12 protein-coding genes are annotated in these 14833 nt (G+C 55.4%); 4 read left to right on the top strand and 8 right to left on the bottom strand.

Annotated features, from left to right (window positions below; genetic code table 11):
* Positions 1–20 precede the first annotated feature (20 nt).
* The gene (gene mdh / locus KK102_RS12330; RefSeq protein ID WP_216357702.1) at positions 21–959 is read right to left on the bottom strand and encodes a malate dehydrogenase; all 939 of its coding nucleotides are present in this window, start codon (positions 957–959) and stop codon (positions 21–23) included.
* 398 nt (positions 960–1357) lie between these two features.
* On the opposite strand from mdh, the gene argR reads away from it, so the two are divergent.
* Both argR and yhcN read left to right on the top strand, forming a co-directional pair.
* Positions 1358–1828, top strand: a complete 471-nt coding sequence (argR, locus tag KK102_RS12325; RefSeq protein WP_010436133.1) for a transcriptional regulator ArgR — start codon at positions 1358–1360, stop codon at positions 1826–1828.
* Between the two features lie 373 nt (positions 1829–2201).
* Positions 2202–2465 (top strand): peroxide/acid stress response protein YhcN, encoded by a 264-nt coding sequence (gene yhcN, locus KK102_RS12320; RefSeq protein ID WP_010436136.1) that lies wholly within the window; start codon positions 2202–2204, stop codon positions 2463–2465.
* Between the two features lie 57 nt (positions 2466–2522).
* On the opposite strand, the gene KK102_RS12315 is transcribed toward yhcN, so the two are convergent.
* The 5 genes from KK102_RS12315 to aaeX all read right to left on the bottom strand — a co-directional run bounded on the left by KK102_RS12315 (position 2523) and on the right by aaeX (position 7500).
* The gene (locus KK102_RS12315) at positions 2523–2795 is read right to left on the bottom strand and encodes a barstar family protein (RefSeq protein ID WP_010436138.1); all 273 of its coding nucleotides are present in this window, start codon (positions 2793–2795) and stop codon (positions 2523–2525) included.
* Between the two features lie 45 nt (positions 2796–2840).
* A complete protein-coding gene (locus tag KK102_RS12310) occupies positions 2841–4295 on the bottom strand; it encodes an NAD-dependent succinate-semialdehyde dehydrogenase (RefSeq protein WP_126545351.1) in 1455 nt (484 codons plus the stop codon).
* A gap of 88 nt (positions 4296–4383) precedes the next feature.
* Positions 4384–6351, bottom strand: a complete 1968-nt coding sequence (gene aaeB / locus KK102_RS12305) for a p-hydroxybenzoic acid efflux pump subunit AaeB (RefSeq protein WP_126545352.1) — start codon at positions 6349–6351, stop codon at positions 4384–4386.
* Positions 6352–6356: 5 nt separating this feature from the next.
* Positions 6357–7289 carry a p-hydroxybenzoic acid efflux pump subunit AaeA gene (aaeA, locus tag KK102_RS12300; RefSeq protein WP_126545353.1) on the bottom strand — a complete coding sequence of 311 codons (933 nt, stop codon included), beginning with the start codon at positions 7287–7289 and terminating at the stop codon, positions 6357–6359.
* 7 nt (positions 7290–7296) lie between these two features.
* Positions 7297–7500 (bottom strand): p-hydroxybenzoic acid efflux pump operon protein AaeX, encoded by a 204-nt coding sequence (gene aaeX / locus KK102_RS12295; protein WP_003860416.1) that lies wholly within the window; start codon positions 7498–7500, stop codon positions 7297–7299.
* A 180-nt stretch (positions 7501–7680) separates the two neighbouring features.
* Here aaeX and aaeR point away from each other — a divergent pair, with 180 nt between their 5' ends.
* Together aaeR and KK102_RS12285 are read left to right on the top strand one after the other, a co-directional pair.
* Positions 7681–8607 (top strand): HTH-type transcriptional activator AaeR, encoded by a 927-nt coding sequence (gene aaeR, locus KK102_RS12290; protein ID WP_126545354.1) that lies wholly within the window; start codon positions 7681–7683, stop codon positions 8605–8607.
* A gap of 219 nt (positions 8608–8826) precedes the next feature.
* Positions 8827–9441 carry a YagU family protein gene (locus KK102_RS12285; protein ID WP_010436150.1) on the top strand — a complete coding sequence of 205 codons (615 nt, stop codon included), beginning with the start codon at positions 8827–8829 and terminating at the stop codon, positions 9439–9441.
* Between the two features lie 46 nt (positions 9442–9487).
* On the opposite strand, the gene tldD is transcribed toward KK102_RS12285, so the two are convergent.
* Both tldD and yhdP read right to left on the bottom strand, forming a co-directional pair.
* Complete coding sequence (gene tldD / locus KK102_RS12280) at positions 9488–10933, bottom strand: metalloprotease TldD (RefSeq protein ID WP_126545355.1); 1446 nt, start codon at positions 10931–10933, stop codon at positions 9488–9490.
* Between the two features lie 84 nt (positions 10934–11017).
* Positions 11018–14818, bottom strand: a complete 3801-nt coding sequence (gene yhdP / locus KK102_RS12275) for an AsmA2 domain-containing protein YhdP (protein WP_216357701.1) — start codon at positions 14816–14818, stop codon at positions 11018–11020.
* Positions 14819–14833: the final 15 nt, after the last annotated feature.

Raw genomic sequence — 14833 nt, 5'->3', positions numbered from 1 at the left:
TTGCCGGGAGAAGGTTCGTTTTACTTATTAACGAACTCTTCGCCCAGAGTGATATCTTTCTTCAGCGTATCCAGCATGCCTTCCATCGCGTGTTGTTCAAACGCGCTCAGCGTACCAATGGATTTACGCTCTTCAATACCGTTTTGGCCCAGCAGCAGCGGCTGAGAGAAGAAGCGAGCGTGTTCGCCGTCGCCTTCAACGTAAGCGCATTCAACAACATTTTTCTCGCCCTGCAGAGCACGAACCAGAGACAGACCGAAACGCGCCGCCGCCTGACCCATAGACAGGGTTGCGGATCCGCCACCCGCCTTCGCTTCCACCACTTCGGTGCCCGCGTTCTGGATGCGTTTAGTCAGGTCAGCCACTTCCTGCTCGGTAAAGCTCACGCCTGGGATCTGCGACAGCAGAGGCAGGATCGTCACGCCAGAGTGACCACCGATAACCGGCACTTCCACTTCCGTTGGCTGCTTGCCTTTCAGCTCAGCGACGAAGGTGTTGGAACGGATGATATCCAGCGTGGTCACGCCGAACAGTTTGTTCTTGTCGTAAACACCCGCTTTCTTCAGCACTTCTGCTGCGATAGCAACGGTGGTGTTCACCGGGTTAGTGATGATACCGATACAGGCTTTCGGGCAGATTTCAGCGATCTGCTGAACCAGGTTTTTCACGATGCCCGCGTTGACGTTGAACAGGTCAGAACGATCCATACCAGGTTTACGTGCCACACCCGCAGAGATCAGTACGACGTCAGCACCCTGCAGCGCAGGACGCGCATCTTCACCGGAGAAGCCTTTGATTTTCACAGCGGTCGGGATGTGGCTCAGGTCAACCGCCACACCTGGGGTTACCGGAGCAATATCGTACAGGGAGAGTTCTGAGCCTGAAGGCAGTTGGGTTTTCAGTAGTAGGGCAAGCGCCTGGCCGATACCACCAGCAGCGCCGAGGACTGCAACTTTCATCCTAAACTCCTTATTATGGTTAACTTTAAGTATCTGTAACTCCGTTGCGGCGACCATAATTCAGCGAGTAAATAATTACAATTTTCGTAGCTAAAGAATTTGAGGTCGCGCGTCTTTCACCTTCGCCTGAATGCTATCGGGCAGCGGGCAGCAACGAAATAAGAGGTGGTTACAATACACCTTGCTACACCACCAAAACAACATCATTTTGATAACATTTAATTTACTTTTAAGCTTATTTGCGCGGCGTGACCCAGGCATGTTTTCCGATAACGAAATCTGATAAAATCACTCCCTTTCATAACATTATTTCAGCCTGGCGCCAGGTAGATAGTTTGCATAAAAATTCATCCACATGCATAATAATGTTGTTTCTATCGTCATATTCCGGGTGACTTATGCGAAGCTCGTCTAAGCAAGAAGAATTAGTGAAGGCGTTTAAAGCGCTACTCAAAGAAGAGAAATTCAGTTCTCAGGGAGAAATTGTTCAGGCGTTGCAGGAACAAGGCTTCGAAAACATCAATCAGTCGAAAGTCTCCCGCATGTTAACCAAGTTTGGCGCAGTGCGTACCCGCAATGCCAAAATGGAAATGGTCTATTGTCTGCCAGCTGAACTTGGCGTGCCGACCACCTCCAGCCCGCTGAAGAACCTGGTCCTCGACATCGACTATAACGATGCCGTGGTGGTTATTCACACCAGCCCGGGCGCGGCGCAGCTGATTGCTCGCCTGCTGGATTCATTAGGTAAAGCGGAAGGTATTCTCGGCACCATCGCCGGTGATGACACTATCTTTACCACTCCGGCAAACGGTTTTTCGGTGAAGGATCTCTACGAAGCGATTCTGGTCCTGTTCGAACAGGAACTGTAATCCTCCTCCCCGCAGCCTGCTGCGGGGATTGTTCTGCCCCCGCTACGTTAACCCCTCTTTTCCACTGTCCTTACTTTGACAAATAGTGCTTTTTACCAGCCATTAACATTCACTTGGTGAATGCTAAGGCAAAAAACCGCACAAAAAATCAAAGCATCATATCCTTATGATTTTATTGAATTAACCCTCAACATATGATGGTAAAATAACCAATTTTATGCGTTTTGGTTATAAAAATCTTTCCCGTTAACACGTAATTACCCATGAAACAATTAGCATGGTATTAATTTATCGCGTGATTAGTGTATACTTGATTTTGTGATGAGGGTCACAAAGCAAGACCCCACTAAAAAATTCGACGAGGTAAAGAATCATGAAAATCAAAACTACTGTAGCGGCTCTGAGTATCCTGTCTGTCCTGTCATTCGGCGCTTTTGCGGCTGATTCCATCAACGCAGATCAGGCGCAATCCCGTGAGGCAATCGGCACGGTGTCTATTGGCGCGGTCGGTACGTCTCCGATGGATATGCATGAGATGCTGAACAAGAAAGCGGAAGAAAAAGGTGCATCCTCTTATCGCATCATTGAGGCGCGTAGCGGTGACACCTGGCACGCAACTGCTGAACTGTATAAATAAACCCTCGTCGTATCTGCGCATACGACTTGCCCCTGGCCTCACGGTCAGGGGCTTTTTTTAATGTCGCGCATTAAAACGCAACTGTCCTTCCAGCTCTTCTTCGGCTTCATCAAACAGCAGGATCAGCGCGCCAAAGCGTCTGCGCAGCTTGTCGGGCAAATGAATGAACTCGATCTCCAGCGGTAAGGGCAACTGACTGCCGGTAACCACATCCCACAGCGTATCCAGATTGGTGACGCTTTCCCGCTCCAGGTTAAATACCCGGGTAAATTCTCGATAAAAGTCGTCCTGACTGTCGATTTCGTCAAAATCAAAGGTATAGGTTTTCATTGCCAGCCACCCGGTACAGGCGGGCGGAATATGCCGCCCTGTCTATTATAATCCCCCGATATGCAGGGTTTTGACTTCCAGAAATTCTTCCAGCCCCAGCACGGATCCTTCGCGCCCCAGCCCGGACTCTTTTACGCCGCCAAACGGCCCCAGTTCGGTGGAGACGGCACACTCGTTGATCCCGATCATCCCGCTTTCAATCGCCTGTGAGACGCGGAACACGCGCGACAGGTTCTGAGTGTAGAAATAGGCTGCCAGCCCGTAAGGCGTGTTGTTGGCGCGCATAATCACTTCATCTTCCGACGTAAACCGGAAGCAGGCAGCCACCGGGCCAAACGTCTCCTCTTCCGCCAGCTTCATCCCTTCATGACAATCACCGAGTACTGTGGGTATCCAGAAGTTGCCGCCGAGAGAATGCGCTTTACCGCCTGCCAGCACCGTGGCGCCTTTTGCAACGGCATCTTCCACATGTTCGCGTACTTTATCGACGGCGGAAGCGTCAATCAGTGGGCCAACAACGACGCCCTCTTCCAGACCGTTGCCGACTTTCAATGCGTTTACCGCATCGGCGAGCTGGTTCACAAACTTGTCATAGACCGTTTCCTGAATATAAAAACGGTTTACGCTGACGCAAACCTGCCCGGCATTGCGGAACTTGTTCGCAATCGCGCCCTTAACGGCTGCATCAATATCTGCATCCTCAAAAACGATATAGGGCGCATTGCCCCCCAGCTCCATTGACACTTTCTTCATCGTCTCGGCAGCGTTGCGCACCAGGGTTTTCCCCACAGAGGTTGACCCGGTGAATGAGATTTTTCGCACATCATGGCTGGCCATGATCGCGTCGCTGATTTCATGCGTATTGCCCGCCACCGCATTGAGTACGCCGTCTGGCACACCGGCCTGCTTCGCCAGCGTGAGCAGTGCAAAAGCGCTCAGCGGAGTATTGTTGGCGGGTTTAATCACGCCGGTACAGCCTGCGGCCAACGCCGGGCCGAGCTTGCGGGTGAGCATCGCCATCGGAAAGTTCCACGGCGTAATGGCGGCAACCACGCCGATGGGCTCGCGGGTCGCCAGAATGCGGGAGCCGGGTTTAACCGGAGGGATAATTTCACCGTTTGCGCGCTTGGCCTGCTCAGCAAACCACTGGATAAAGCTGGCGGCATACTCTACTTCGCCCTCGGCTTCTTTCAGGGGCTTGCCCTGTTCGGTGGTCATTAGCCGTCCAAGCCAGCTTTTGTTTTCGATAATCAGCTCGTACCAGCGGTAGAGGATCGTCGAACGCTCCTTCGCGGTTTTGGCGCGCCACGCGGGGAAGGCTTTGGTCGCGGCGGCAATCGCTTCTTCGGTTTCCGCTTTACCGGCTTTCGCCACTTTGGCGATCACCTCACCTGTCGCCGGGTTCAGCACGTCAAACGTGGTGTCGAGAGTTTTCCAGATGCCGTTAACAAGATATCCGTTTTGAAAAAGAATGTTGTCCTGGAGAGCCTGGGTAGTCATGTGTCCTCCCTTCCTGAATGTAAGAGCCTGCAGGACTAAGTATAGCCACAAAAAAACCGACGCTTTTGGCGTCGGTTTTTAATCTCACTTAATTGTCAGTCAGGACATTCTGGTAGCGATGCAGCATGAAGACCAATCGCCCGACCGGCTCGGTCACCTGAGGCGGCGCATCCCAGACCTTGAGCTTCTCCTGGTAGATATCTAACTCTTCAAGCAGCTGTTTAAAATAGCGACGCCGTTTGTCATCGCTGGACGCCGCGATCACATGGTCGGCCGTGCGCCGCAGCTGACGGTGGAAGGCAGACAGATCGTCGTTAACCGGCACAGGCGCATTCCGCAGACGCTGGTGCGCGATGATCATGGTTAACGCCAGACGGAACCTGGCAACGTCCCCCGGGAATTTATTGAGCAGCAGAAACAGCTGCTGATAAAGCGCCGGAAGGTGGTTCTCTTTACGACGTGCGGCATTGGTTGTCATGGATGAAACGGCAGCCGACACAAACTGATTCAACAGCACACGGCCGGTCCGCGCCTGAGAGTTATCCCGCACCAGCAGAATCACCATCATCGCCAGGAAACAGCCCACCAGCTGACCTAACGCGCTGTCGAGGAACTGGCTGAAATGGAAGGTCATCGGGTTATCCAGAACAATAATGTTTATGGTACTGGCCAGCGCACCCAGCGATCCCAGGCGGCGCTTCTGCACTTCTATCCCAATAAAGAATGCCATTACCGCCAGGCTAATGCAGAGCAGAAGCATGCTTTGCTGCGTCGACGGGATAATCACCAGGAAGTAGAGCGCACCAATGGGCAGTGCGGCAAGGGTGCCATAGAGAAAATCGATAGCGACCATGCGCGGGTTGGGCAGACGCATCGCCAGCGCGGTAACGACGGCAATCATGACCATTGCACCGCTACCGGACGTCCAGCCGGTCCACAGCCAGAACAGCGTGCCGAGCATGCAGGCCAGCGTGGTTCGCCAGAAGTTGACCATAGCGTGATGGCGCTCGGCGGATTCCGGCTTGATCACCACTTCGCCCTGCAGCACCTCTTCTTCCGCCGCGCTGATTTTGGTATTTCCCGTCACGCCGCGCTTAAGCAGCAGGTAGCGCGTCGCGGCACCGACCCAGGTATAAATCGTCACCGGCGTATCGCGCTCACCCGTCCAGGCGATAACGCGACGCATACGTTTAAGCTGTCGATGCACGTCCTGCACCGTCTCCACAGGCTCATCAAACAGTTCGCGGAAGGTATCCGTTACCACTTCGGGGCGAGTGTTCTGAATCAGGTAGGTTTCACACGCCTGGGTGATCAGCGTTAACGAGACGGTATTGATCGCTTTCAGACGACGATTGGCCCGTTCCCAGCGCGAAGACTCCATATTGAGATTACTGCGCATCCCTTCCAGCGCCTGCGTGCGGCGCACCAGGCCGCTCCACGCTTTATCGACCTCTTCGCTGTCACCGTGCTTGATGCACAACTGCATCAGCTGGTACTGGGCAACAATCAGCGCGTCGAGCTCACGGTCCACTTCCTGCTTGATGGAGCGCGGGGAGAAAAGCAGATCCGCAACGATCGCGCAGACGATACCAATGACAATCTCGCTGCAGCGTTCAACCGCGAACTGCGGAGCAAGCAGCGGCTCGGACTGAATGGTGATGACAATGATCAGCGCGGTATAGCCCGCCAGCCCCCAGGCGTAGGAGTTCTCCACCTTCACCAGAGACGAGATCCAGGTACAAAAACCCGCCCAGATGCAGCAGACCATCAGCATCAGCAGCGGGGTGCGGATCATCAGAATAATAATGGTGAGCGCCGCGAAACAGCCGATAAACGTTCCGACGATACGCAGCATACCCCGGTAGCGGATCGCGCCAGAATAGGGTTCACCGCCCGCGGCAAAGGCGGGGCCAGCCGCAACGATAGCAGCCGTCAGCACCGCCCAGCGGGGCGTTTCCAGCTGGAAGTGGAAGCCAACAAACAGCGCCAGCACGATGGCACATGCCAGCTTCACGGCGAAGCGAATGTGCTGGCTGGCGATGGAGAAAATACCCATAACGATTAACCAAACTCGCGCAGGCGGTGGGCGATTTTACGGAAGAACGAGTCCTGGCTGGCATCCCGATCTTTTTCACCGGTAATCACCACCGTCGCCGTGGTGCCCGCAGGCCACAGATTGCCCTGCTGTTCGTCCAGGTGGATACGGACCGGCACGCGCTGGGCCAGACGTACCCACTCGAGGTTGGAATCCACCGTTGCCATCCCTTTGGTATCGTTAGAGCTGCTGGAGTTAGTCACCCCTGCGGCGACGCTGTCGACAGTACCTTTAAAGACGCGATTGCTGCCCAGCGGCGTAATTTCTGCCCGGTAGCCCGGACGTACGCCTTCCAGCTTGGTCTCTTCCATATAGGCGAGTACGTAGAAGGAGTTCTGTTTCACCAGCGCCACGGCGGTTGAGCCACGGGTAATGAATTCCCCGGCATAGACGTTAAGGTTGGTCACCCAGCCATCGGACGGCGCGCGGATCACGGTGCGTTCCAGATCGAGCTTCGCCAGATCGCGCGTTGCCTGCGCTTTCGCCAGCTGGTGCAGCACGGTTTGCAGCACGTTGTTGGACTGATCAATCTCTTCGCGGGACATTGCCTGAACGCCCAGCTGGTTACGGCGGCCTGCCTCGCGGCGTTTCTCCGCAGCCAGTGCCTGGTAATAGGCCACGTCCGCTTCCGCTTCTTCTAACGCTTTTTGATAGCGAGGCTGGTCAATGGTGAACAAAACCTGATCTTTTTTCACCAGTTGGTTATCGTGGACGTTGACCGCCGTGATAAGACCGGCCACGTCGGGGGCAATCGCCACCACATCGGCGCTGAAACGCGCATCGCGCGTCCACGGTGATTCAGTGTAATAAACCCAGGCGCGGAAAATGGCGATAAACGCCAGAACGACCAGCGCCATGGTGATGGCAGTGCGGGAGACTTTTCTTATTAGCGTTTTCACATCAACCTCAGACAAACATGCGCGATATCAGATAGAACAGGCAGCAATACAGCGCGGTATTGAACAATGCAGGGTGCCAGACGAAATCATAGATCCCGGTAGGGACCAGCACCTTGCGCACCAGCCAGAAGATCGCCAGTGATAAAAGAAGCTCGAAAAATATCGGTGGGAACGACAGACCGAACACCACGATTACAGGAAACAGACTCATGTTGACCTTGATAAGAGAGAGTGCAGGCTTCAGATTTTTTTTAGCGCACGCCATCGCAGGAGAGCAAGAAACGCCGGGCGAGAATGGCGCAGCCGTTATGTAATTAATAATATATTAACGTAACTGTTATGCTGTTATCTATAATATGTGATCTAAATCACTTTTAAGCCAGAGTGAACAATGGAACGTTTAAAACGCATGTCCGTCTTCGCCAAAGTGGTGGAGCTCGGCTCATTTACCGCCGCTGCGCGTCAATTGCAGATGAGTGTCTCCTCCATCAGCCAGACGGTGTCAAAACTGGAAGATGAGCTGCAGGTGAAGCTGCTCAACCGCAGTACCCGCAGCATCGGCCTGACGGAAGCCGGTAAAATTTATTACCAGGGCTGCCGCCGAATGATGCACGAAGTGCAGGATGTGCACGAACAGCTCTACGCTTTCAATAACACCCCCATCGGTACGCTGCGCATTGGGTGTTCTTCAACTATGGCACAAAATGTTCTCGCTGCCATGACGGCGGAAATGCTGAAAGAGTATCCGGGTTTAACGGTAAATCTGGTGACGGGCATCCCCGCGCCGGACCTGATCGCCGACGGATTAGATGTGGTGATCCGCGTCGGGGCGTTACAGGACTCGAGCCTCTTTTCGCGTCGTCTGGGGAGCATGCCGATGGTGGTCTGCGCCTCAAAAAGCTATCTGGCGCAGTACGGCGTTCCGGAGAAGCCTGCCGATCTCAGCAACCACTCGTGGCTGGAATACAGCGTGCGCCCGGATAACGAATTCGAACTGATTGCTCCGGAAGGGATTTCCACCAAACTGCTTCCGGAAGGTCGGTTCGTCACCAACGATCCGATGACCATCTCCCGCTGGCTGGTGGCCGGGGCCGGGATCGCTTACGTGCCGCTAATGTGGGTGATCAATGAGATCAACAGCGGCGTACTGGAGATCCTCTTCCCGCGTTACCAGTCCGATCCGCGTCCGGTCTACGCTCTGTATACCGAGAAGGACAAACTGCCTCTCAAGGTACAGGTGTGCATTAACTATCTGACCGACTATTTTGTCGAAGTGGCGGAGCTTTTTCAGGGAATGCGGGCAAGAAGAAAGGAGTAACAAGATAATCGCTGCAATCATATTTGGCATAAATATGTCCCGGATGGTACTCACATTCATTTCGGAATATTTGCGCCCTCCTCTCAGGAATGGCTAATTGACACTCCCGCCACCCGCCATTTACCTTATAAGCAGTCTGAGCATCAGACTGTTATATATTTGTTACCAACATGAATAATAAAATGTATTCCGCAGGATGACGTTAAACAAGGAAAAGAAATGAATATATTCGAACAAACACCGCCGTCGCGCAGGCGCTATGGACTCGCCGCGTTCATTGGTTTGATTGCCGGGATTGTCTCCGCGTTTGTCAAATGGGGGGCCGAGGTGCCGCTTCCACCTCGCAGCCCGACAGATTTATTTACCGGCGCATGCGGGCCAGAGCAATTATTACGGGCAGCAAGTCAGATTGACTGTTCCCGCAATTTTTTAAACCCACCTTATGTTTTTTTACGCGACTGGCTGGGCGTCGTCGATCCTAATGCGGCGGTTTATACATTTGCCGGACATATATTTAACTGGGTCGGCGTAACACATATTATTTTCTCAATCGTGTTCGCCGTAGGTTATTGCGTAGTTGCTGAAGTCTTCCCGAAAATTAAACTCTGGCAGGGTTTGCTGGCAGGTGCGTTAGCTCAGCTTTTTGTTCATATGATCTCCTTCCCGCTGATGGGGCTGACGCCACCGCTCTTTGAGCTGCCGTGGTATGAACACGTGTCAGAGATCGTGGGCCATCTGGTCTGGTTCTGGTCGATCGAAATCATTCGCCGTGATTTGCGTAATCGCATCACTCACGAGCCGGATCCGGAGATACCGCTGGGTAACTTACGTTAAAAAAAAGGCGCTACATCAGTAGCGCCTTTTTTTATGCATGGTCAGGTCAGGCTGTGCCGCCCACCGTCAGGTTGTCCACTTTCAGCGTTGGCTGGCCCACGCCAACCGGCAGGCTCTGGCCCTCTTTACCGCAGACGCCCACGCCGTTATCCAGCTTCAGATCGTTACCGACCATGGAGATCTGCTGCATGGCTTCAATACCGGAGCCAATCAGCGTCGCGCCCTTCACCGCTTTAGTCACTTTGCCTTTCTCGATCAGATACGCTTCTGACGTGGAGAAAACAAACTTACCGGAGGTGATGTCCACCTGGCCGCCGCCAAAGTTTGGCGCGAAGATCCCGTAATCGACGGATTCGATAATCTCCTGCGGCGTAGACTGGCCCGGCAGCATATAGGTGTTGGTCATGCGCGGCATCGGCAGGTGCGCGTAGGATTCACGACGTCCGTTACCCGTCGGCGCAACGCCCATCAGGCGCGCGTTGAGTTTGTCCTGCATGTAGCCTTTCAGCACGCCGTTTTCAATCAGCACGTTGTACTGGCCTGGCGTACCTTCATCGTCGATAGCCACCGAACCACGGCGATCGCGCATGGTGCCGTCATCCACCACGGTGCACAGTTCCGAGGAGACAAGCTGCCCGATCTGACCGCTGAACACGGACGTCCCGCGACGGTTGAAATCGCCTTCCAGGCCGTGTCCTACCGCCTCGTGCAACAGTACGCCCGGCCAGCCAGCGCCCAGCACAACCGGGAATGACCCCGCCGGTGCCGCGACGGCATTCAGATTCACCAGCGCCATGCGCACGGCTTCTTTTGCCCACGCGTCAGCGCGCGCTTCACCGTCGACGTCGCCCAGGAACCAGTCATAGCCAAAACGACCGCCGCCGCCGCTTGAGCCGCGCTCGCGTTTGCCGTCCTCATCGACCTGCACGCTGATGGAGAGACGCACCAGCGGACGCACATCAGCGGCCAGTGTGCCGTCCGTTGCCGCCACCAGAATCAACTCATAGACTCCGCTCAGGCTGGCAGACACTTCCTGCACGCGTTTGTCCGCCGCGCGGGCGACTTTGTCCACGCGACGCAGGATATCCAGCTTCTCTTCACGGCTCATGCTCTGCAGCGGATCGATGCTGGTATAGAGCGCAGCGTGCTGCACTTCTCCCAGGGTTTTCACGCGGCCATCGCCCGCATCACGCACAATGGTGCGCGCGGCCTGCGCGCTCTGCTCCAGGGCAGCCAGGCTAATCTGATCCGCATAGGCAAAACCGGTTTTCTCGCCGCTGACGGCACGCACGCCGACGCCCTGGTCAATGTTGTAGGAGCCATCTTTGATGATGCTGTCTTCTAAAACCCAGGATTCGTGATAGCTCGACTGGAAATAGAGATCGCCGTAGTCGAGACGACGTTCGGTCAGTTGACCAAGAATGGAGAACAGGTCCTGATGGCTCAGGCCGTTCGCTGCGAGCAAATGTTCACTTACCAGGTTCAGACTCATCGTATTGCTACTCGTTCGTTGCCGCCCGTGGCGGTATAAAGATCGTATTTATTGAGAGTGAGGCAATTACCTGCCCACGTCAAATCATTGCTGTGCATCTTTGCGCGGCTGGCGCAGCACCTCGTTAATCTGCGGTTTATCGATCGGACCGGTGATGCGGTAGCGCAGAATGGAGACCTTGCTCCACAGCGGCCCCAGCACTTTGCTGGCGGCAAATACCGCCGCACCGACAATCGGGTTCACCACAAAGGCAGCCGCAACGCCCACGCTCGCGGAAATTTCCGGTGCCACCACGGCTTCCATATCCAGCTCGCGGCGCACGAGGTTGACTGAGCCTTTCATGGCAATGTCCGCTTCCAGGCCATCCACCAGCGTATCGTCCGTATGCAGAACGCCGTCCTTGATCCACGCCGTACTGCGGATGGAGTCGTAGTAGAAACCTTCGCTGAAGGTATCGCTGAAATCGAAGCGCAGCTTGCGCAGCAGGGCATCAAAGCTGAGGAGGCGCAGGATCTGCCCGGCGCGCCCCGTGCTCACGTCGGCGATCTCACCTTTGCCGAAGTGGGTTTTCAGAATACCGTTAAGCGAAGCCTCATCCGGCTTCCACGGCGCCGCGCGCCAGTGCAGATCGTAATTGACGTCAAATGACGAGCCGCGAAGCGGTGTGCTGATGCCAAAGAAGTTAGCCGCGGCGTCCAGCTTGTTGCCCTTGATGTCGCCTTTCAGCGAGGTGCGCTGCTCGCCTGGGTTATTGACCCATTCGCCCGCCGCCGTCAGGCGACCAAAGCCGGTATCGACCAGCCCACCGGTCAGGCTCAACGTATTGCCTTTGATGGCAACATCTCCGTCAATGCGTCCGTACTTTTGCCCCCACAGCCAGCATTCAGCGCAGCGTAGCTGCAGATCGGGCCAGCCGCTGAAATCAATGCGGGAAGCGTTACTGAACGGCGACGGGCCTGCGGGCTGGTCTTTACTGCTCGCGACTGTCGGGTTGTAGTAGAGGTAGCGGATCGCGGCCAGCCACGGCGCGTTATCGCGCATATTTAACGTGGCGTTAATTTCCCTGCCCTGAGCCTCTACCTTTGTCCCGTTGCTCGTCGGCTGAGAGACAATGCTCAGGTTGTTCCACCGCTGTCCACCCAGCGTCAGCGCAGGCGTACGCAGGGTAACGGTCTGCGGGAACTGAGCGGTCTCGTCTACGTTCTGCCCCACGCCTTTCTGGAAGAGCGCAAGCCATTCGGCACCATCCATTGGCGGAAGGTTGAGTTCAATACCTTCACGATCCGGCAGCGGCGGCGTGGTGCGGCTGTCAGTCGTCCAGATGGCCCTGTCGAGCGTAAGCTTGCGGTTAAGCAGCCAGCGGCTGTTGAAGTGGTTCGTCTCGCCTGCGCTGCCGGTCAGCGCGAAGCTATTGAGGTTGCCATCAACGTTGAGCTTCACTGGCAGCGCCTGCCCGGCGTGTTTATCCAGCGGCGCGGGAAGCTGGCTGCTGATGTTTTTCAGGTCGCCAGTGATATCGACCTTATAGCGGGCGCTGGCGTGATAAGGCAGATCGATAGCGACCTTACCGTTCCAGGAAACGGCGCCATCCACCGATTGCGCGATTGGTTTTGGCAAAACCTCCATTCTGGCAGGCTGCCAGTTAGCATCCAGATTAACCGCCACCTGATAGGCCTTTTCCCCTTCGGTGGTGGAGAAATCAATATTGACGGGCTGATTGAACCAGTTTGCTTTAAGTGGCTCACTCTTCAGGTTGCCGTTCACGAAGCTGAACTGCCCCGTGAGGTTTTTTAGCGTGCTGTCGAGCGGTTTGATGTACAGGCTATTGTTGTTCAAACGAACATCGCCTTTCGCAGTGGTCATCTCACCGTCCAGCGGGATATCCAGATGTAAGCGAGCACTTACATCACCATCCAACTGTAGCTCATTAAGAGTGGCGCCCAGTGAATCATCCAACGGCGTCTCCTCAAAGTACGGTCCAACCGCCTTGCCCGGGCCGTTGATATCCGCATCGATAAGCAGCTTTTCTTTGGAATAGTCCGGTATATTTGCCGTCAGATTGCTGGCCGTCACGCCACCCAGCGCAACGCTGTCTGACTTCATCCACAATCCGTCATTGAGGAAGTTGAGTTCAATATCCAGATTTTTCAGGGCGGGCCAGCCCGGCTGGAAGGCGAAGGTGGCGTTGTGCAGCGGCACCAGCACCTGGAACTGGCCTTCATTATGCTTGTAAGGGAACAGGTGCGGATTACCGCCATAGGCCAGCGTGGCGTTATCCGCCTGCCCGCCCTGGATCGCGCCGCTCAGGTAATCCACCAGCGCTTTGCCCATCAGGTTTTCCGGGAAGTAGCGCCAGGCCTGCGAGCCGTCGCTAGTGCTGATCCCTGCAAGAATACCCAGCCACGGCTCATCGCCTTCGGGCTTCAGATAGCGGAAATCCCCGCGCGCATGAACAGCTTTGGCTTTGACATCAATATCGCGGCCATCAAGCTGAAAACCTTTGTCATTTTTAAGCCAGTTCAGCGTAACGTTGCCATGCTCGATTTCCAGAGGAGCGCGGAAGACGGTTTCATACGGCATTTTAGCGTCGTGCATATCGACCGTCAGCCTGCCGTTTTCCACGCTACCTTCCAGTTTGCCGCTGAAGTGTTCTGCGCCTGGCAGCAGTTTCCACTGCTTCCACGCCAGATCTTTCCATGTGGCCTGGAAGCGCGTTTTTTCCGTCGCCTGAAGCGGGATGTCCAGCCCCAGGGCGTCGATCGTTCCGCTCGGCTGCGTGGCCAGCCAGATCTCACCCAGGTCAGGCGAAAGTTTTGCGGCCATTGAGCGCAGCCCTTCGATGGCGGTCAGATCCAGATTGCTGGCTCGAATACGTAGCTCGTCACTGCGTTTGCTGCTTGCCCCGCCGACATCCTGTTCCGGCATCCAGGCCAGCGTCAGCGCACCGCGCGGCCACGGCTTGTTGTCCATGGTGATGCGCGTATCGGGAATAGCAAACTGCCAGCCTTCTTTCTCCTGAGTCACGTGTGCAGTGAGATTATCCACGGAAAGCTGATGCTGCTGGTTCTCCGCTTTCCAGCTCGCGCCCCCCTGCTTCAGCCAGATGTCACCGCTGGCGAATTCCCCGTTTGTCAGCGTCATCCAGCCTTCAAGGCTGAAACGCGCGGTTTCCAGCTGCATGTTTTGCTGCAGCCAGTCACCCAGCCAGGGTTTCACATCCACATCGTCGGCCTGCAGCCACACCTTACCGTTGTTCAGTAGTTCATTGTCGTCACGCAGATCCATACGCACCTGCATCACGCCATGCTGCCCATTCAGGCTGGAGAGATTCACCTGTCCCTCGGCACGATGACGGTCTTTACCGTTCAGCCAGGTCAGCTGCGGGATCGCCAGCTCGGCGCGCTGCCCCGAAAGAGTAATAAAGCTCACCTCGCTGTCGCGGAGATCAAAGTGATCGAACTGGCGCAGGAAGAGATCGCTGATGCGGTTGGTTTCCAGTCCCTGAGCGCCGTCGCCACTGCGCAGCGGCGTATTGGTCAGGAACTGGAGTTGCCAGAAGGTGAGGTCGCGAAACTGCCAGCGCAGATGCAGCAGGCTTTGCCAGACATCCAGCGCCAGCGTTACGCGTTTAATTTTCAGATGGCCGCCGTCTTTCAGGCTGGCATTGATATCCCGCGCATCGAGCGTTGGACCGAAGTTCTGCCAGCTCGCACTGATCTGGCTGACGTCCACCGGCACGCCGGTGGCGGATTCGATTTTCGCCAGCACCTGCGGACGCCAGCTATCCAGATGCGGCAGAACGAGGCGTAGCCCGCTCACGAGCAACGCGACAATCACGACCAGCGTTGCCCCTGTAAGCAGTAAAATCCCCGGCAATCGCCTCACGCATCTCTCCTTGTC

Origin of the sequence: Enterobacter quasimori, assembly GCF_018597345.1 — a bacterium.
GTDB lineage: Bacteria > Pseudomonadota > Gammaproteobacteria > Enterobacterales > Enterobacteriaceae > Enterobacter > Enterobacter mori.
Note: the sequence above shows the minus strand (reverse complement) of the source record. Positions and strands in the feature narration are given on the sequence as shown.